Genomic DNA, 18979 nt, shown 5'->3' on the forward strand with positions numbered 1-18979 from the left:
GCGGCTACTTCCTCACCAGCACCGTGAACTCGAACAGCGGGTAGTCATGGAGCAGCGCGACGCGGCCGAACGCGCGCCGGCAGTGATCGAACATCTGCCGCGGGTCCTCATAGTAGAGATCCGGGCGCCGCCGCTCGGGATCCGAATAGCTGGTCAGCATGTTGAACGCAAAGCCGCGCGTGCTCAGCCCATGCAAGTCGACCAGGGTGTCGAGCACGTACTCGCGCCAGTCGCCTGCGGCGTGCTGCAGCTTCACGTTGAAGATGCCGCTGGCGAGCGTGTAGTCGGCGGGCGCGACATCCGGTCGCGCGGTGAATCGCGCGTTCGCCGTGCCTCCATGCCGCGTCTGCGCCGCCGCGATCATCGCCGGACACACGTCGAACCCGGTGTAGGTGAAGGCGGCTGGCCGTTCCAGCAGGAAGTCGAGGAGCGCGCCATAGCCGCAACCGTAGTCGTTGATCGAGAACGCGTCCGCCCCCTCGACGAGGCGCAGGAGCTGGGCGAAGCGCAGGCGCTGCGATTCCGTCGAGTTCCAGTCGACGCCACGGGCCGTCGGTCCGAACTCGTCAAGCCTGCCCTGGTAGTAGGTCGACACGGACCGGAGCACCGGCGCGTGCCTGCCCGCATCACTCGCGGCGCTCATAGACGTCGCGGACTATCGTATACGGCCGCTGTTTCGTCTCGATGAAGATCTTCGACAGGTAGATGCCGAGGATGCCGAGGCAGAAGAGCGTCAATCCGCCGAGCAGCCAGACCGAGACGATGAGCGACGGCCAGCCCGCGAGCAGCACGCCGAAGAAGAGGCGCCTGACCAGCAGATAGGCGGCCGCGGCGATCGCGAGCAGGCTGATCCCCAGCCCCAGGTAGAACACCATGACGAGCGGGGCGTCGCTGAACGAGGTCACCGAGTTGACCAGGATCGCGACCTTGCGCCGCAGGCTGTAGGTCGTCGAATTACGGGCGTGCTTGGCGACCGTCACCGCGAGCTGCTCGAACCCGGTGATCGCCCACAGACCCGCGATGATCGTTTCGCGCTCCTGGTGCCGGAGCAGCGCCTCCACGTAGCGCCGCGTCATCAGACGGACGGTCAGGACGTTGGCCGGCAGCTCGTGGGGCGACAGGGCGTTGAAGGACGCAAAAAACAGCCAGCCGCTGAGGCGCTCGACCATGTCGCCGCGCCGCTGCGCCTGGACGCCGTAGACGACGTCCGCTCCGCTCGCCTGCATCCGCTGATCGAACTCGGCGAGGAGTTCGGGATCCTCCTCCAGATCGCAGTCGATGAGAAACACTCGGCTGCCGCCGGCATACGACAGCCCCGTCATCATCGCCTTGTGATGGCCGAAATTGCGCGCGAGGTCGACCACCCGGACGCGCGGATCGGATTCGACGAGTTGCCGGGCCACGCCGAGGGATTCGTCGGGAGAGCCGTCGTTGACCAGGACGATCTCGTAGTGCGGCGTGATCGCCGCAGCGGCGTGGCTGACGCGAGCGTAGAACTCCCGCAGATGCGGGGCCGATCGATACAGCGTGCTGACGATCGTCAGATCCACGTCAGAACGCCTTCAGATAGGCGGCCGCATCGGGGCCGACATTGAGCAGGAGATCGACCACGCTCACCTGCGATTCGTAGGGAGGATAGAGCTGTAAATATTCCGCATAGCCGGAATAATTTACATAGTCGATCCGCACACCCGCACGGTGAAACAGATCCTCGTCGAGATAGCTGGCGGCGGAGGGCCCGCTCAAATACGTGTCGGCGCCAAGTTGCTGGCAGATGCTTAGGAGCCGCTCACTCCGGCCGGGAGCCATCTCGTACTCCCAGGACCAGGATAGCGGAGTCCGAATGCCAAGCATGCCGCACAGCCCTTCGATGAAGTGCCGGTTGATCTGACTCAGGCGATGATCCGCGCAGGTCGCGAACAAATCTTCGATCGCCGGGCCGATCGACTCGAAGTGCTTCGCTTTTGAGTAGTTCCGGCGAATCACCCCCCAGTGCGCCGACGGCCAGTCGGCTCGCTCCACTTCCATGGCGCGGATCGGCGCCGTATAAAGCCCCTTCGACTTCACTGGGATAGTGAGCCAGGCGAGCCCCTCGGCCGTCTTGATTCTGTTTCTATTCCGCCAATCCCGGCGCGTGTACTGGGCGTCGTCAAACAGCACGAAATGGTCGGCCGATCTGATGAGGTCGAAATACCCCTTCCAAGGGATATAGCTCGACTGGATGATGGCGACCCGTTTTCCCGGCATTGGAATCGGCGCGCCATGTTAACAGAGGGCCTCCCGGTGTGATCCGAATCACATATCTGTGCAGATCTGCCCGGAAGCTGGGCGGTAGCGAGGTCGGCTTCCTTACGATAAGCCCTTTTTTTTCAGCAGTTATCAAGACAGGCCTGTCCTGGTATCCCGCTTGCTGTCCAGGTCGCGCACGGTTGCAGGGGGGCTTGAGATGAGTCGAGTGTACAAGGGCATCTATCTGCTGATAACTGCTGGGCTTCTTCTCGCTTCAGCAGCGACGGCTCAGGCCCAAAGCGCCACCCTTGCCTGGGACAAAAATACAGAGTCCGATGTCACCGGCTACATGGTTTCCTACGGTACCAAGACCGGAACCTACGCCCGGTCCATCGACGTCGGGAACGTCACGCAGTTCACGGTCACGGGCCTCGACATCTCGCTCGACTACTACTTTGCCGTGCAGGCCTACAACACGGCCGGCCTCAAGAGCGGCTTCTCCAACGAAGTCCAGCTGCCTGCCCCGGTTCCGCCCGGCACGACCACCATTTCCTCCTTCACCGCCAACAAGGGCTATCCGCTGCTGATCGGCTCGCCGGTCACGTGGACAGCGTCGGCCGTCAGCACGCGCGGGCCGGTCGAATACGAATTCCTGTTGTATAGCGCCTCCACGGGTTGGACCGTGGCTCAGGGCTACAGCAGCTGGCCCAGCTTCAAGTGGACGCCGAGCCTCGGCGATCTCGGTTCCCACTACGTGCAGGTGTGGGCGCGCAGCGTCGGCTCGACGGCCACCTATGAAGCCTGGGTCGGCTCGAACGCGTTCGACGTGAGCGCCACCCAGGTGCAGATCACCTCGGACGCCGACTTCCCGTCGCCGACCAACAACCCGGTCAAGTGGACCGCCACGGTCGCCGGCACGTCGGGCGCCACGCTCGAATACAAGTTCCTGGTCCTGAACCAGGGATCGGGCGTGTGGTCGGTGGTACGCGATTACGCGCAGACCAACACCGCGACGTGGACGCCGACGGCGACCGGCAACTACGCACTGCAGGTGTGGGCTCGCCGCGTCGGCAGCACGGCCCAGTACGAAGTCTGGGGCTCGACCAGCACGCTGTCGATTGCCACCACGACTGCTCTTCAGATCACCAGCTTTACGTCAAACGGCTCGTTCCCCTCGCCGACCGGCACGCCCATCACCTGGACCGTTCGGGCGAAAGGCGGCAAGACGGGTGCGCGGCAGTATCAGTTCGTCCGCTACTCCGCCGTGTCGGGCTGGTCGATCGTGCAGCCGTGGTCGACGGCGATGACCTACAGCTGGACGCCCGCGTGGGGCAGCGAAGGCAACTACGGCATGCAGGTGTGGGCCCGCAGCAACGGTTCGACCGCGACGTATGACGCCTGGGCCGGACTGCCGCTCTACGACATCGTCAGGGCTCCGCTTCAGCTCACGGTCGGGGCGCTGTCGCCGCTGCCGCCTGGCACGCCGGTGACGGTCACGGCACTCGTCGGCGATACGACGGCCAGCTTCGAGTACGCGTTCTATCTCTACAACCAGACGACCGGGACCTGGAGTGCCGCGCGCGCCTACAGCACCACCAACACGTTCGTGTGGACGCCGAGCGCCGCCGGGTCGTACTTGTTCCAGGTCTGGGCCCGGAAGGTCGGATCGACGGCCCAGTACGATCTGTGGCAGGGCACCGACTACATCAACGTGGCGAGCGGGCCGGCGCAGGTCGTCTCGCTGAGCGCCAACACGGCGCTGCCCGCGTCGGTCGGCACCGCGATCACCTGGACGGCCATGGCGAACGGCGGCACGGCGTCGCCCCTCCAGTACAAGTTTGTGCTCTATACCGAGAACGTCGGCTGGACGCTGCTGCGGGACTGGGCCACGGGAAACACCGTCACCTGGACGCCGGCCGCCGGCGACATCGGCAATCACGTGGTGCAGGTGTGGGTGCGCAGCGCCGGATCCACGCTGACCTACGAAGGCTGGATGGGCACCGCGCTCTTCGGCATCCAGCCGTAACGCCGGCGTCAGTCGATCGCGGCCGGCGTGCTCCGGACGATCGGCTCGAGCCGGAAGCGCAGCTGCATGAGGGCGGTGCCGCTCTCGAAGCAGATGCGCTCGACGGCGGCGCGACGCGCGGGATCGATCTTGTCGGTGCTGATGATGACGGCGTAAGGACGATACTCGGCAACCGCGTCGGGCAGCGTCTCGGCGCCACCGACCACCAGCAGCCGCATCATGCGACGGCGATGCTTGGCCGGGTCGTCGTCGAGGAACGCGACCGGCTCGTAGCCGCGATGCGGATTGTCACGCAGCTCCCGGACGAGCAGCGCACCGCCGTCACCGGCCCCGTAGACGATCACCGGCTGCCCCGTCCGGCGGTGGCGCCCGGCCGCGTCGCCGACGATGCGGAACGACAGGCGCGATCCCACCACCAGCAGCGCCAGCAGCATCGCGTCGATGGCGAACACGCCGCGTGAGAAGCCCTCGAACCGGTAGACGTACACCACCACCATGATGCTGCTGAGCACGGCGAGCGCAATCGCTTTGACGTAGGTCGTCGCATCGCCCAGGCCCATGTAGCGCCACGTGCCGCGGTAGACTCCGGTGGCGAAGAAGCACGTCAGCTGACAGGCGATGACGACCGGCAGCGACTTCTCGAAGAGGCCCGCATACAGCGGGAACTCGCGATCGAAGCGGATGACGTAGGCCGCGTAGTAGGAGAACGCGACGAGCACGAGATCCAGCAGGACTTCGAAGATGCGGCGCTTGTAAGCGACGTCGAGCAGCAGCGGCGTGTAGGGCCGGCGCAGCAGCAGCGAGAAATCGTCGCCGTCATAGACGCGGACGCGCGCGAGCTGAATGCCGAGGAGCACCAGCGTAATCAGCAGAAGCGGTCCGACCAGCACGGCGTCAGAAGTGGACGAATGCTGCGCCAGCACGGCCGCCAGGCCGCCGGCGGCCGCGAGCGCCCACAGAATCAGCACCGCGTCCGACTCCGAGAAGCCCATCGCCACCAGCCGGTGCGAGGTGTGGTCGCGGCCGCCTTGTGCGGCCGAGCGCGTCGAGAGCAGCCTCGAGAGGGTCACGAAGGTCGTGTCGAAGATCGGAATCATCAGGATCAGCGCCGGAACGGCCACCGACGACACGAGGCGGGTGCCGGCGCTGGCCCCGCCGACCGACGACAGCGTGGCGAGACTGATGCCGAGGAACAGGCTGCCGCCGTCCCCCATGAAAATCGACGCCGGCTTGAAGTTGTAGACGAGAAACCCGAGGCAGCCGCCCGCCAGCGCCGCCGCGTAGATCGCGACGACCGACTGCGCGCCGATCAGATCGATCGTGAACCCGCACGCCGCGATCGCCGCGATCCCGGCGCAGAGCCCGTCCATGTTGTCGAGAAGATTCAGCGCATTCGTGACGGCGATGATCCAGAGAATGGCGAAGAGGTTGCCGATGAGACCGGTGCCCGACCATTCGGGCGCTCCCCCGAGCATCACCGCCAGGCAAGCGGCGGCGGTCTGGGCCGTGAGTTTCGTGCTCGGCTTCAGATGCAGGAAGTCGTCAATCAGACCGACCGCGAACATCGCCGCGCCCGCGACGACCACCGGCAGCATGCCGGGCGACCACCGTCCCGCCGTCGCGAAGCCGACGAGCGTGCCGAGAAAGATTCCGGTACCGCCGAGCATCGGCACGGTACGCGTGTTCCAGCGATCCGATTTCGGGTGCGCCACCGCGCCAACCCGATGCGCGACGATCCGCACGAGCGGCGTCAGCGCGAGGACCACCAGGAACCCCACCGCGCCCGCGACGACCACCGAGGCGGTGAACGAGTGGAGGTTCACCATGATCGCGGCGAGTCTCTCGGGCCGCGGCGCGAGGACAGCGCATCGTCGTAGGCGCGCGAGACGTCAGCGGCCAGCCGGTCGGCGCCGAAACGCTGGACGATGGCGCGTCGAGACGCGGCAGAGGCTTCGGACCTCGAGGACGCGATCCGCACGATCGCCTCAGCAAAGGCCGCCGGGTCCGAAGAGTCGATCAGATCGACGCCGCCGCCCTCGCCCACGACGTCTGGCACTCCGCCTACGGCCGCGGCGACAGCCGGCACACCGGCGGCAAGCGCCTCGATCAGCGCGACCGGGGTTCCCTCGTTCGCCGAGGTCAACGCAAAGACGTCCATCGCGCCATACAGGCCGCGGAGGTCCGACCGCCAGCCGAGAAACTTGACATTGCCTTCCATACCCCGCTCTCGCACCAGTGCCTCGAGGCCGGCGCGCTCGTCGCCGTCGCCGGCGATCACCAGCGTCAACGCTGGAAGGCGCCGGCGCGCGAGCGCGCACGCCTCGATCAGGAGTCCGACGCGCTTGATCGGCACGAGCCGTCCGACGTAACCGACCACGACCTCTGCAGGCGAGACGCCGATCGCCTGCCGCGCCGCCTGGCGATCCACGGGGTCGAGCAGCGGCGCCAGATCCAGCCCGAGGGGAATAACCCGCACGCGAGCCGCCGGCGCGATGTGGAATCGATCGACGACGTCGCGCCGCTGTCTGTCGGAGATGACCACGACGGTGTCCGTGACCGTGCCAAGGATGCGCTCGACGACTCGCACCGCCGCGCTGCCCGCCGTGCCGAAGTATCCCTCGAACACGTGGCCGTGAAACGTGTGCACCAGCGCACAGCGTTTGCGGCGGCGGCGGGTCAGATTGTAGACGATACCCGCACAGCGTCCGAGCGCGCCGGCCTTGGCCGTATGAGTATGGACCACGTCCGGAGCCCAGCGGCGGAACGCCTGAAGCACCTGCCAGAACGCGGCAAGGTCATCGGAGACGTGAATGCGCCGGCCGAGCGACGGCACGTAGGTGAACGGCAGCTGCTGCGCCTCGACAAGACTCTGTAGCGATCCTTCCGCCGGGCCGGACGAGCCGAAGATGAGCCGGGTGTCCCAACCGTGCGCCGCCAGCCCCTGGTCGAGCAGGACCACATGGCGCGCCGGACCTCCGATGTTGAGACGCGCGATGACGCGAAGCACGCGCAGCCGCCGCTCCTGGAGCGGCTCCGTCACTGCGGCGGCACCTCGCCATAGAGACGCCAGCCGTACAGCCCGGTTTGCGACACGGACACGTTCACCAGCCCGGCCCGTGCAGCCCACCCCTTCAGATCGTCGCCATCGTAGTAGTAGCGAATCGGCGCCGACAGACGATCGAACCAGTCGGCATAGCAGACCTGGAAGGGATACTTCGCGTAGACGCGGACGCGAGGCAGGACGAACCGGTCGACCCCGGGCCCGGCGATCCGCCGCAGCAGGCGGTACGGCCAGATGAAACCCACCGTGTCGACGACGGCGCCGCACCATGACAGCGCACGGGTGAGAGGAAACGGCAGGCGTGAAGTGATCGCGCGCGCCATTTCCAGGAACGCGTTGGTCCAGCGGCGCGACTTGCTGTAGACCCACACGAAGATGGATCCTCCCGGCCGGACCAGGGCGCGGAGCGCCTGAAACGCGCCTTCCGGATCGACCGTGTGGTGCAGCACGCCGAGGCTGTAGACGAAGTCGAACGCCCCGGGCTCGAAAGGCGGCCGCAGGATGTCGCCCTGCACCAGCCGGACGTTCGCTTCGCCGCGCGTAATGTCGTGCGCGCGCTCGATCGCCCGGCTGAAATCGAGTCCGGTCATCCGGGCGCCGAACCGCGCCGCATGGAACAGATGGCGGCCGAAACCGCAGCCTGCGTCGAGGCCGCGTTTGCCGGGGAAGAACTCCGGCCCGAGCGGGTGAATGTAATTCAGGAAATCTCCGCGGAACTGCTCCGTCATCTCGCCGAACTCGGTCCATTGATAGCCGAAGCTTCGGCGCGTCTGCGTCCGCAATGCGTCTGAGTGTTCGTTCGTCTGTGCCATAGCCTCGGTCCGTGTCAGAGTCGCGCTGCCCCGCCGGAGCGTGGTCCGGTGGCGCCGAACGGGATCAGCGAGGCGGCGTAGCGCACCAGGCGCTGCAGCAACTGCCGATCCTCGGCCGTGACCCGCAGGGCCTCGCGCAGCGGCTGGCCGGCCAGCCTCGCCGTCCAGATGAAGAACAAGAGCGTGCTGGCCGTGTACGACACAGTCGACGCGAAGGACGCGCCGTACAGGCCCCATCGCCGGATCCACACGACATTCAGCAGCGCGTTGGCCGTGAGCGACAGCGCGGAAATCGCGAAAATCACGCCAGGACGTCCGGTCCGGAGCGCCGGCGCGCTGCAGACGCGCTGGACGCCCAGCGTAATCATGCCCGGCAGCAGCGCGACCAGCGGTCCGTAGGCGCCGGCATACGCGTCTCCGAATACGATTCGGATGACCGGCAGCCCCAGCACGAGCCAGCCAAGCGCCAGCGCGCCGCCGACGACGATCACCGCCCGCGACGCCCGCAGCGCCCGGGCCGCTGCCGCCTCGAGCGAACCCACGACTTGTCCCGGCAGGATGGCGATCGCGATCGATTCGGTGGCCAGCATCAGCGTCTCGCCCAGGACCGCGGCGAGCGAATAGAGACCCAATGCGGTCACCCCCAGCCAGGCCTCGACCATGAACATGTCGAGGCGGAGATGCAGGAACAACAGCAGCGACGCGCCGTACAGCACAAAGGCATGCCGCAGCGTCTCACGCAGCAACGGCGCGTCGAAGGTCAGCCGCATCGGCGCAGCGCGCTGCAGCACGATCGCGACGATCGACCAGTTCACAAGCGTCCCGAACACCGTCACCGCCAGTGCGGTACCGGGGCTGATCCGGCCGGCCAGCATCAGTCCTACTGTCGCGGCGATCTGCGCGATCGCGGCGATCGACGCTGCCCGGTACGGCCATAGCGGCCGGCCGTACAACGACAGCAGACCCGCCGAGAGCTGCAGATGAACCCCCAGCGGCACCGTCAGCCCCGCGCCGATCAGGAACAGCCGGGGCGTGGCGGCAAACAGCCACGGCATCATCCAGGGCAGCAGCATCGTGCAGCCGAGGCCGAGCAGACCCATCACCGTCGCGATCCCCGCGTTCTGTCCGGAGAGGCGTCCCGCATCCACGCCACGCGATCCGTACAGATAGATGTTGGCCTGGTCGACGCCGAGTTTGCAGAACGCCAGAATCGTGGACGCGGCCAGCAGCGGCAGGTAGTAGATGCCGCGGCCGGCCGGGCCCAGCAGCCGCGCCAGCAACGCGCTGGCGACAAACGCCAGGACGTACTGCGCCATCGAGCTGGCAAACACCGACGCGGTCTGCGCCGCAACCGACGGGGATCGCGGAGGCGGCATGCTGGACCAGCCTACGTCTTCACCATCACGATCAGGCCGCCGATCTGCGTGAGCGCAAACGCGCGGATCCAGGGCGAAGCCGAGATCAGGCGCAGCACCGTCCGCCGGAAGACACTGTTCGCGATTTGCGGGTCCTGCGGAGAGACCAGGTCGACGATCGAGTAGAAACGGCTGAAGCCCACGTCCCGGCCTGCCTGGCACAGGGCGGCATAGGTGAACCAGTGCACGGCCGGGCGGAGCGAATAGTTGGCCAGCGATGGTTTGTGATGCAGGTGCTGGAACACGTAGGCCTCCTGCAGCACCGGCGGCAGCCAGTTGAAGAAGGGGACGTTGTACTCGCCGTTGTGGCCGAGCACCGAGAACCGCCACTTGTTGGTCGTGACCAGCCAGGCGACGCCGCCCGGCTTGAGCAGGCGATACACCTCGCTCAGCGCCAGGCGCGGCGATTCCACGTGCTCGAGGATGCTCTCGCACACGACGACATCCTGCGACTCGTCGGGAATCGGCATCTTCTCGGCCGTTCCCGTAATCACCACCGCGCGACCGGCCACGAACGTCCGCGCCGCGTCGGCGAACCCCTCGACCGGCTCCACTGCCGTCACCTCGTACTGCATGGCCGCGAGCTCGGTCGCGGTCAGCGGCTTTGGTCCGCAGCCGACGACGACGACGCGCGACGCGGGTGGCAGCGGCCGGAGCCGGGAAAGACACGTGACCATCGACCTGATGTCTTCGGCGCGGCTGTCACCGGCGTCCTGAGTGGCCGAGAACGCGGCGACGGCACGCCGCGCAAGTTCGGGGTGTCCCGAAGTCAACGGCCGATTCGCGTAGAGCCCCTTCTCCATCAGTCGGTTCACCCGTGGGCGTTCATGAAGCGTGCAGGATTGCCCGGACCGTGACGTGCAGGATCGCCACCACGATGAGCGCCAGCCAGTATCGGCGGTACCAGCGCGGCAGACGGCGCCAGTCCGGTGCGTAGCGCTCGATACCCTGCGCAGCAAAGATGAGCAGAATCGGCATGGCGGCTTCACGCTGCCGGAACGACAGGTTGATCAGCAGGTATTGCGCGAAGTACAAGGCCGCGAACCACCACAGCAGCAGCACCGCAAACCGGTGCTCCGCTCCCCGCAGCATGGCGAAGCCGCTCAGCGCGAAGCCGAGCGCGGCGAACGGCAGCGCGGCGTACCAGATCAGCATGCCGGGGAACAGGTAGTACTGGCCTTCCTGCAGCGTCGCGAACGTCCACGTCCTCGGCAGAATCCACGGGAATGGCCCGAACACGCGGCGCACCATGTCGATGCCGAGCATCAGCATGCCGTGATTCGGAGTCGCGGCCGGGGCGTGCGGCAGCCGGGCCAGGCCCGGGATGCGGCGTTGCAGAAATCCGGTCGACGACCAGCGCATGCCGGCGGTATTCAAAGTATGGCCGCTCATCGCGACGAACATGACCGGCGAGGTCGGCCATAAGGCCCTGGTCGGCGCGATCTCGACGACGAGGAAGACGAGCACCGCGAGGACGAGCGCCTGCGGCTTGGCGAACGCGCGCGTCCGCGTCCGGACCATGACGATCATCGTCATCACGAACGCGGCTTCGACGTACGCGAACACGTAGAAGCGGCTCGTCCGCAGGTACAGCGCCAGGCAACAGCCCACCACCGCCAGCCCGGCGGCCCAGACGGCGTCGCCCGCCGTACGCAGACGCATCAGCAGCCAGACGAACGCCAGCAGCGCAAAGACAATCGACGGATCCTTGAGCAGGTCGATTGCCGAGAGCCCGATCAGTGAAGGTGAGAGCGCCACGACGACGCCGAGCGCTGCGGCCCAGCGCGGGACGACGTCGCGGGCGATCGCGTAGGTCAGCGGCGCGGCGAGCGCCGTGAACGCGCAGTTCATCACCTGCAGCCCGAACAGATCCGCGTGCAGGTAGCGGATCATCACGGCGAACAGGTAGTACTGGCCGACGTCGTACGACCCGAAGAACATCACCGCCGGCGACGGCAGGTGAAACGCGTTCGCCGCGAGCTCGAGGCCGCCGCTGAAGTACTCGGTGGCGTCGGCGCCCAGGAACGGCCCTCCTTCGCGGGCGGCCGCGAGAAAACAGACGGTGACCACCACGACCCTGCCCACCAGCGCCCAGAGGAACAGGTTCAGGCTCAACGAACGATGGCCGCGTTCTTCGATCGCGGCGATCGCCAGCGCCATGGCCAGCGCCCCGGCGATGATGAACGCAAACGACGTATTCGGGTGCAGCAGGCCGGCGGCGCCGACGGTGGCGGCCAACAGCGCAGCGACGCCGGCGATGGTCACGGCCTGGCGGGCCGCCCACGCCGGCCCGACTGACAGGTTCGGGAGACGGGCTGGCGCGTCGAACGCCGCCGCGTCAGGCAACGGCGAGCGCCCCGAGATCGCTCAGCGTCGCGGCACAGACGGCGGGCTGGCGATCGATGAAGGTGCGATGCCACAACTCGAGGACCAGCAGGTTCCAGAGCTGATAGTGCCAGGCGCGCTCGCCGCGCGTGTGCTCGTCGAGCAGGCGGCGGATGACCGTCTCCTGGAAATAGCCGCGCTCGCGCAACTGGCGGCTGAGGAGCACGTCATAGGCGAGGTCCTTCAGATCGCCGCGGAACCACGCTTCGAGCGGCACGCCGAACCCCATCTTCGGCCGCTCGAGAATCGCGCGCGGCAGCAACGGGCCGACGGCCTGCTTGAAGATGTACTTCTGGCTGTTGCCGCGCAGCTTCAGCGACGCGGGCAGGCTGGCCGCGAATTCCATCAGATGGTGGTCGAGCAGCGGCGACCGCCCCTCGAGTCCGAAGGCCATCGTCGCGATGTCGACCTTCACCAGCAGATCGTCCGGCAGGTAGTTGTGGACGTCGACGTCGAGCGTCGCATCGACGAAATCCGGCGCGTCGGATGCCTGATACTGCTGCAGGAGGATTTCCCCGGAGTCGATGCCGGCGGCGGCAAACTCCGGCCGGCACAGCTCGCGCTTGAGGCGATCGTCGAAGTGCGACATCCAGCGCACGTAGCGCCGGCGCGGATCGTCGCCGATCGCGCCGAAGAAGCGGCGGGCGCGGCCGAGCAGGCTTCGCGATGGCGCCCCCGGCGCCAGCGACGCGAGCCGCTGCGCCGCCCGCTTCGCCGCGCCAGGAAGACGGTCGAACCGCCCGGCCAGCACGGCGGCGCGGTAACGATCGTAGCCGGCAAAATTCTCGTCGCCGGCGTCGCCGTTCAATGCCACCGTGACGTGCCGCCGCGTCAGCTCCGACAGGATGAAGGTCGGGATGGCCGACGAGTCTGCAAACGGCTCGTTGTAGTGCCACACGAGCTTCGGCAGGATCGACACCGCGTCGGGCCGGACGACGAACTCGTGATGGTCCGTGGCATAGCGGGTGGCGACGAGCCTGGCGTATTCCAGCTCGTCGAAGCGCTTCTCCTCGAAGCCGATCGAGAACGTCTTGACGGGACCGCTGCCGAGCTCCGCCATGAGCGCCACGACGCTGCCGGAATCGATGCCGCCGCTGAGGAACGCCCCGAGCGGGACATCGCTGATCAGACGCGCTTGGACCGCGCTGCGGAACAGGCCGCGGAGTTCTTCGACGGCCTCGCCTTCGGAACGCGGCGTGGTCTTGTAGCTCAAGGTCCAATAGCGGTGGACCGACGTGCGTCCCTGCTCGGCGACGAGATAGTGCGCCGGTGGCAGCCTTTGCACGCCGGCAAATGCCGACATCGGCGTCGGCACGTACTGATACGTCAGGTAGTGCGAGAGCGCCGTCGGATCCGGACTTGGTACGAAGGACGGCTCGGCCAGGAACGCCTTGGGCTCCGACGCGAACGCCAGGCCGTCGGCGTCCTCGCGGTAATAGAACGGCTTCTTCCCGGCGCGATCCCGCGCCGCGAACAGCCGCCGGCGCCCGGCATCCCACAGGGCGAACGCGAACATGCCCGACAGGTGCTTCACGCACTCGACGCCGAACTGCCGGTAGGCGGCGAGAATCACCTCGGTGTCGCTCTCGCTGCGGAACCGGTGCCCCAGCGCCTCGAGCCGCGCACGCAATTCGAGGAAGTTGTAGATCTCGCCGTTGAACGTGACCCACAGCCGACCGTCGTCAGACGCCATCGGCTGGGCCCCGGCCTCGGTGAGGTCGATGACCGCCAGCCGGCGATGCCCGAGGGCGGCGAAGCCGTCGACCACGACGCCGGACCCGTCAGGGCCGCGATGTGCGATCAGATCGCACATCCGCCGGACGGTGTGCGCATCCGGCGGCCGCTCCGAGCGAAAGTTCACGCGTCCGGCAATGCCGCACATCAGCGATCGGCTCCGGCGTGCGCAGTGGCCGAGGCGGCGCGGTCCCGCATGGCGTCGCCCGTGGCGGCGGGCATCACCAGCCGGCGATACACGGCCTCGTACGAGCGGACGCCGTCGGCCAGCCCGTGCCGCGCCCGCACGGCGGCCCGCGCACGGGAACCGATCGCCTTCGCACCGGACTTCTCCGACAGCAGGCGGATCATCGCCGCGGCGAGCGCCGCGGCGTCTTCGGCCGGTACGAGGCAGCCCGTCACGCCGTCCTCCACCGCCTCGACGTTGCCGCCGACCGCGGTGGCAATCACCGGAAGACCCGCCGCCATCGCCTCGAGGAGCGCATTGGAGTAGCCCTCCTGCAGGGAAGGATGCACGTAGAGATCGGACGCCGCAAGGAGTGAGGGGACATCGCTGCGGACGCCGAGAAACGTCACCGTCTGCTCGATGCCGAGCTCGCGGCACATCGACTCGAGCGTCCCGCGCATGGGACCGTCGCCGGCGAGCAGCGCGGTGGCGCCTGGAACCCGGCGCACTACGTCGCGCCAGGCGCGCAGGAAGAACTCGTGGCCCTTGTACCGGATCAGGTTCGAGACGACAATCACCCGCGGCCGGCTGTCGGACGGGAGATCCGCCGCCGGGGCAGCGAGGTCGAGGCGCTCGAAGTCGAGTCCGTTGTGGATGACGATGATCTGCGAAGGAGACACGGGCTCACGGCGGAGCGTGTCGGCGCGCACCGCTTCGGAGTTCGCGATGAACAGATCCGTCATGCGGTCCGCGATCCGTTCGAAGAACAGATAGACCGTCTTCTTTTCCTTGAAGAGTCCGAGACTCCGACGGCTCGACACGATCGTGCGGATGCCGGCGAGCCGTCCCACGAACGTCGCGAGCAAGTAAGCCGGGACGAGGAAGCCGTGCACGACGTCCGGTCGTTCGCGCCTCAGCAACCGCCACAGGCGCACGATCCCCCGCCAGGCGTCGAACACTGCACGCGGCCGCTGCCGCCACGGGACCTGGCGAGCACTGGTGAATCCGAGCGTCTCGACCCGCACACCGCGCGCCGCGAGCGGCGCGGCCAGCGCTCCGCCCGTCTTCATCACACAGACGGTGACCTCGAAGCTGGCGCGATCGAGCCGCGCGGCGAGCTCGGCGAGCTGCGTTTCCGATCCGCCGACGTCGAGCGTGCCGATGATGAAGAGGACGCGGATACGACGCGGCGTGGGCGCACCGGCGGTCGCGAGCGCGTCATCCACGTGCATGGCTGACACCGCGGACCGAAACCGGGAACGGTTCCCGCGCGATTTCAGTCAGGCCGGCTTCGCGAAACCAGCCCTCGACTTCGGCGTACGAGTGTTTCCACTGATAGCGCGGCGAGTACCAGTCGAAGGTGTCCAGCCATCGCCACTCGGGATCCGGATTCAGGCTGGTCGGCAGCAACGCCGTCGTCAGCCTGCCGACGAGCGGCAACTGGTGCACGTGATAGAGCGGGACCGCGACGCGCGAGGCCTTCAGCAGCGCCGCTTTCGGCAGATGCGGAGTGACCAGCCTGAGGATCTCCCCGCCGAACATGAGGCGGAGCTTCTTGGCGTAGACCCAGATCGCGATCCGGCCGCCCGGCTTCAGCAGTTTCACGAGGCTGAGGAAGGCGCGGCGGGTATCGGGCGTGTGGTGCAGCACGCCGATGCTGTAGATGGCGTCGAAGCTGCCCTCGGCGAACGGCAGATTGAAAATGTCCGCCTGGTAGAACGAGAGATTCGCCCGGTGCGAGAGGTTGCGCGCCGCCGCTTCCACGGCCGTACTGAGATCGATGGCGTGGACGTCAGCGCCGGCGGCTGCGCAGACCTCGGCGAAGCGTCCCATGCCGCAGCCGGCGTCGAGCACGCGCTTTCCCTGGAGCGTCGAGACGCGCCACCCGGTCTTCTCCTCGAACATGTCGTGGCTGCGCGTCGTGCCGTTCGCAGAATCGAGCTGGGCGCGCGAAAAGGTGTTCCACTGGAACCCGAACGAGCCGACGTAGTGTTCGGAGTCGACGAAGCGCGACACGCCGCCGATGATCGGGTACTGTGCGCCGCACGCGGCACACACCCACGACTCGGGGCCGCGGCCGAGCGGCGTGGTCCCGCATTTCAGACACTTCAGGTTCAGCTGCAAGTTGGAATGCTTCCGTTGTTCACCCGGGACACGCGCGGCGCCGTCACGCGGTCCGAACCGGGGTCGGAGTCGTCCGCAGGCGATCGAGGTCAGCCTCGACCATCATCCGGACGAGCGCCTCGAACCCGACGCTCGGCGTCCAGCCCAGCAGACGGCGCGCTTTGGCCGGATCGCCGATGAGATGATCCACCTCGGCCGGACGCACCAGCGAGGGATCCAGCGTGACGTGCTTCTGCCAGTCGAGACCGGCGGCGCCGAAGGCAATTTCGACGAGCTGCCGCACCGAATGACTGATACCGGTCGCGACCACGTAGTCGTCGGCTTCCGGCTGCTGCAGCATCATCCACATCGCCCGCACGTAGTCGCCGGCAAAGCCCCAGTCGCGCTGCGCGTCCAGATTGCCGAGCCTCAGCGAATCGGCGAGTCCGAGCTTGATGCGCGCCACGCCGTCGGTCACCTTGCGCGTGACGAACTCCAGGCCGCGGCGCGGGGACTCATGGTTGAACAGGATCCCGGAGCACGCAAAGAGCCCGTAGCTCTCGCGGTAGTTCACGGTGATGTAGTGGCCGAAGACCTTCGACACGCCGTAGGGGCTGCGCGGATAGAACGGCGTCAGCTCCGTCTGCGGCACCTCGCGCACCTTGCCGAACATCTCGCTGGACGACGCCTGATAGATCCTGATGCGCGGGTTGACGTGGCGCACCGCCTCCAGCATGCGGGTGACACCCTGCGCGTTGAATTCGCCGGTGAGCATCGGCTGGTCCCACGAGGCCGGCACGAACGACATCGCCGCGAGGTTGTAGACCTCGTCGGGCTCGACGTCGGCGAGCAGCCGGATCAGCGACAGCTGATCGAGCAGGTCGGCTGGACGCAGCGTCACGCGATCGAGCAGATGCTCGATCCGCCAGAGATTCGGAGCGCTCGATCGACGGACGGCGCCGAAGACCGTGTAGCCCTGCTCGAGAAGGAGTTCGCTCAGATACGAGCCGTCCTGGCCCGTTATGCCGGTGATTAAGGCTCGCTTGGACACAATCAATAATCGTTGAGTTACTGCAGGAGTGCCCCGTGATCATAGGGCAATGTCCCCGTAACCGTCAATGCATCCAGCCTTTGGGTCGGCGGCCGCGATGGTAGACTGACCGTCCGTTCCACATGCGCCGATCGGTCCAGCGCGTCCTCGCGGCGGCCATCGCCGCGGCCACTTCGCTCGTTCTGTTCTACACGGTCCGCGACCCGCTCATCGGGGCGTGGCCCAAGGCGGTCCTGGTGCTCATCGCCGCCGGCGCCGCGGCCGCGCCCAGCGCCGTACTCCTGGTGCTGGCCGCCGCGATTCCCGTCGCGTTCCTCGGCTCGATCGTGTCGGCGCCCTTCCATGAAGCCGAAGCAATCGTCGTCGCCGCCATCTGCGGCGGCGCCTGGCGCGCCAGCCTGCGTGCCCGCGACGAGCCTGTCGCGCCGGACCTCTGGGCTCCCCTGCTCGTGGCGGCGACCGTCGTCGGCTGCTCGCTGCTCGTCGTGCTCGCAAGCACCTACGCGCTCGAGCCGTCGCTGTTCTGGCCGTCGATTGTCCAGGCGGTCACCGACGACTACCTCAGGGAACGCGGCGTCCTGGCCGGAGTCGATCAAGGCATCTTCGCGATCGAGGGCCTGCTGCTCGCCGCCGCCGCAGCCTCTGCCGCTCGCCACCGCCCCCAGTGGACGGCAGCGTTTTCGCGAATGCTCGTCGCCGGGGCGGCCGGCGCCGCCGCCCTGAACCTCACGCGACTCCTGCAAATCACGCTGCGCTCGCCGACGCCTCTGATCACGCTACGGACCGCCCTGCAGAGCGTTCGCATCAATACCGGCTACGGGGACGTGAACGCCGCCGGCTCGTATTTCGCGCTTGCCGAGGTGGTCGTGTGCGGCATCGCCCTGTCGGGCAATGGCTTCGCGCGCCTTGCCGCGCTCGGCGTGGCCGCGCTGCTCGCCGCCGCCACGTGGCTCACCGGCTCGCGGGCCGCGGTCGCCGCGGCGATCGTCGCCGTGGCGAGCCTGCTTGCCGCGCGGCTGCGAATGCCGGATTCACGGCGGTTGGCGCTCTATGGCCTCGCCGCGTGCGGATTCGCCGGCGTCATCTTTCTCCTCCTGTTTCCCAATCCGTTCACCGGCCCCGAGGCGCGATTGTCGGTGACCGTGCGGATCGAAATGGGCCGCATCGCCCTGCGCATGCTCGGCAGCCGCCCAGTCTTCGGTCTCGGCATCGGCACCTTCTACGCCGCATCCGGCGACTACCTGGCGGCCAGCCCGCTGCACATCTACTACGTTCGCGAGAATGCCCACAACAACCTGCTGCAGCTGACGGCCGAGCTCGGCCTCGTCGGCGCGCTCGCCGCGGGGTGGCTGGCTGCCGCCGTCATCCGTCATTGGCGCGTGGCCCACCGCTCGCTGCCGGACGATCGCCGCAGCGAGCTGCACGTGCTCACCGCCGCCAACCTGGCGTTCATCGCGACGATGCTGCTGGGCCATCCGCTGCTGACACCGCAGGTCAGCTTCGTGTTCGCGCTCTCGATGGGCGCGATGGCGGGCATGGGCGCCGATGCCGCCCCGTCCCGGCGGGCCGATCGCTGGGCCGCGGCAGCCGTCGCGCTGCTCCTGATCGCGCTGCCGGTAAGGATCCACGAGCGCGTATTGCACGCGAACATGGAGCATGTCGGGTGGGGGGTCGGCGAATGGGAAGCTGACGCTGCAACCGGAGAAAAGATGCGGCGCCCCACGGGTCACACGACCCTGTTCGTGCCGCCAGGCGTGCGATGGATCGAGCTGCCGTGCCGCCTGACGGCTCCGGCGTCGCCGGTGCGCTTCGCCGTTGCATTTCGAGGGCATCGCGTCGACGACCTGGTGGTGAACAGCACCACGCCGGCACGCTATCGCCTCGTCATCGCGCCAGGAGCGCGTGCAGACGCCTACGAGCCGCTCGAGCTGACGCTCATCAGCGGCGATCCAGCGAAGGCGCTTCTCGGGAAAGTGATGCCGCACTGACGGGCGGCG

General features: G+C 67.5%; 15 protein-coding genes. 2 read left to right on the forward strand and 13 right to left on the reverse strand.

The window, feature by feature from the left end; all coding sequences use genetic code 11:
• Positions 1 to 4: 4 nt before the first annotated feature.
• From VGI12_11790 to VGI12_11800, 3 genes are read right to left on the reverse strand one after another with little or no spacing between them, the layout of a single operon-like run.
• Entirely contained in the window at positions 5 to 607 is a 603-nt protein-coding gene (locus VGI12_11790) for a class I SAM-dependent methyltransferase (GenBank protein HEY2433345.1), read from the reverse strand.
• A gap of 19 nt (positions 608 to 626) precedes the next feature.
• Positions 627 to 1550 (reverse strand): glycosyltransferase family 2 protein, encoded by a 924-nt coding sequence (locus VGI12_11795; protein HEY2433346.1) that lies wholly within the window; start codon positions 1548 to 1550, stop codon positions 627 to 629.
• 1 nt (position 1551) lies between these two features.
• Complete coding sequence (locus VGI12_11800; GenBank protein HEY2433347.1) at positions 1552 to 2247, reverse strand: WbqC family protein; 696 nt, start codon at positions 2245 to 2247, stop codon at positions 1552 to 1554.
• Between the two features lie 199 nt (positions 2248 to 2446).
• Here VGI12_11800 and VGI12_11805 point away from each other — a divergent pair, with 199 nt between their 5' ends.
• Positions 2447 to 4255 (forward strand): fibronectin type III domain-containing protein, encoded by a 1809-nt coding sequence (locus tag VGI12_11805; protein ID HEY2433348.1) that lies wholly within the window; start codon positions 2447 to 2449, stop codon positions 4253 to 4255.
• 8 nt (positions 4256 to 4263) lie between these two features.
• Here the strand turns inward: VGI12_11805 and VGI12_11810 are convergent, their stop codons facing one another.
• From VGI12_11810 to gmd, 10 genes are read right to left on the reverse strand one after another with little or no spacing between them, the layout of a single operon-like run.
• Positions 4264 to 6081: a hypothetical protein gene (locus tag VGI12_11810; GenBank protein ID HEY2433349.1), complete on the reverse strand. Its 1818-nt coding sequence runs from the start codon at positions 6079 to 6081 to the stop codon at positions 4264 to 4266.
• On the reverse strand, positions 6075 to 7295 hold the full coding sequence (locus tag VGI12_11815; GenBank protein ID HEY2433350.1) for a glycosyltransferase: 1221 nt from the start codon (positions 7293 to 7295) through the stop codon (positions 6075 to 6077). Before VGI12_11815 ends, VGI12_11810 begins: the two co-directional genes overlap by 7 nt.
• Positions 7292 to 8098, reverse strand: coding sequence for a class I SAM-dependent methyltransferase (locus VGI12_11820; GenBank protein HEY2433351.1), 807 nt, complete (start codon positions 8096 to 8098; stop codon positions 7292 to 7294). The genes VGI12_11815 and VGI12_11820 overlap by 4 nt, the downstream gene beginning before the upstream one ends.
• A gap of 44 nt (positions 8099 to 8142) precedes the next feature.
• Positions 8143 to 9504 (reverse strand): polysaccharide biosynthesis C-terminal domain-containing protein, encoded by a 1362-nt coding sequence (locus VGI12_11825; protein HEY2433352.1) that lies wholly within the window; start codon positions 9502 to 9504, stop codon positions 8143 to 8145.
• A gap of 11 nt (positions 9505 to 9515) precedes the next feature.
• Positions 9516 to 10358: a class I SAM-dependent methyltransferase gene (locus VGI12_11830; GenBank protein ID HEY2433353.1), complete on the reverse strand. Its 843-nt coding sequence runs from the start codon at positions 10356 to 10358 to the stop codon at positions 9516 to 9518.
• A 10-nt stretch (positions 10359 to 10368) separates the two neighbouring features.
• The gene (locus tag VGI12_11835; GenBank protein ID HEY2433354.1) at positions 10369 to 11889 is read right to left on the reverse strand and encodes a hypothetical protein; all 1521 of its coding nucleotides are present in this window, start codon (positions 11887 to 11889) and stop codon (positions 10369 to 10371) included.
• The gene (gene asnB / locus VGI12_11840; GenBank protein ID HEY2433355.1) at positions 11882 to 13810 is read right to left on the reverse strand and encodes an asparagine synthase (glutamine-hydrolyzing); all 1929 of its coding nucleotides are present in this window, start codon (positions 13808 to 13810) and stop codon (positions 11882 to 11884) included. The genes VGI12_11835 and asnB overlap by 8 nt, the downstream gene beginning before the upstream one ends.
• Positions 13810 to 15060: a glycosyltransferase gene (locus VGI12_11845; protein HEY2433356.1), complete on the reverse strand. Its 1251-nt coding sequence runs from the start codon at positions 15058 to 15060 to the stop codon at positions 13810 to 13812. The genes asnB and VGI12_11845 overlap by 1 nt, the downstream gene beginning before the upstream one ends.
• Positions 15047 to 15952 (reverse strand): methyltransferase domain-containing protein, encoded by a 906-nt coding sequence (locus VGI12_11850; GenBank protein ID HEY2433357.1) that lies wholly within the window; start codon positions 15950 to 15952, stop codon positions 15047 to 15049. The genes VGI12_11845 and VGI12_11850 overlap by 14 nt, the downstream gene beginning before the upstream one ends.
• A gap of 43 nt (positions 15953 to 15995) precedes the next feature.
• Positions 15996 to 16982 (reverse strand): GDP-mannose 4,6-dehydratase, encoded by a 987-nt coding sequence (gene gmd, locus VGI12_11855; GenBank protein ID HEY2433358.1) that lies wholly within the window; start codon positions 16980 to 16982, stop codon positions 15996 to 15998.
• A gap of 122 nt (positions 16983 to 17104) precedes the next feature.
• Here gmd and VGI12_11860 point away from each other — a divergent pair, with 122 nt between their 5' ends.
• Positions 17105 to 18970, forward strand: a complete 1866-nt coding sequence (locus VGI12_11860) for an O-antigen ligase family protein (GenBank protein ID HEY2433359.1) — start codon at positions 17105 to 17107, stop codon at positions 18968 to 18970.
• The last annotated feature ends 9 nt before the right edge of the window (positions 18971 to 18979 follow it).

This window comes from Vicinamibacterales bacterium, assembly GCA_036496585.1.
GTDB lineage: Bacteria > Acidobacteriota > Vicinamibacteria > Vicinamibacterales > 2-12-FULL-66-21 > JAICSD01.

Coding starts and splice junctions, on each gene's coding strand:
- VGI12_11800 (HEY2433347.1), bottom strand. CDS start 2,247: ATGCCGGGAAAACGGGTCGCCATCATCCAGTCGAGCTATATCCCTTGG.
- VGI12_11805 (HEY2433348.1), top strand. CDS start 2,447: ATGAGTCGAGTGTACAAGGGCATCTATCTGCTGATAACTGCTGGGCTT.
- VGI12_11810 (HEY2433349.1), bottom strand. CDS start 6,081: ATGGTGAACCTCCACTCGTTCACCGCCTCGGTGGTCGTCGCGGGCGCG.
- VGI12_11825 (HEY2433352.1), bottom strand. CDS start 9,504: ATGCCGCCTCCGCGATCCCCGTCGGTTGCGGCGCAGACCGCGTCGGTG.
- asnB (HEY2433355.1), bottom strand. CDS start 13,810: ATGTGCGGCATTGCCGGACGCGTGAACTTTCGCTCGGAGCGGCCGCCG.
- VGI12_11845 (HEY2433356.1), bottom strand. CDS start 15,060: ATGCACGTGGATGACGCGCTCGCGACCGCCGGTGCGCCCACGCCGCGT.
- VGI12_11860 (HEY2433359.1), top strand. CDS start 17,105: ATGCGCCGATCGGTCCAGCGCGTCCTCGCGGCGGCCATCGCCGCGGCC.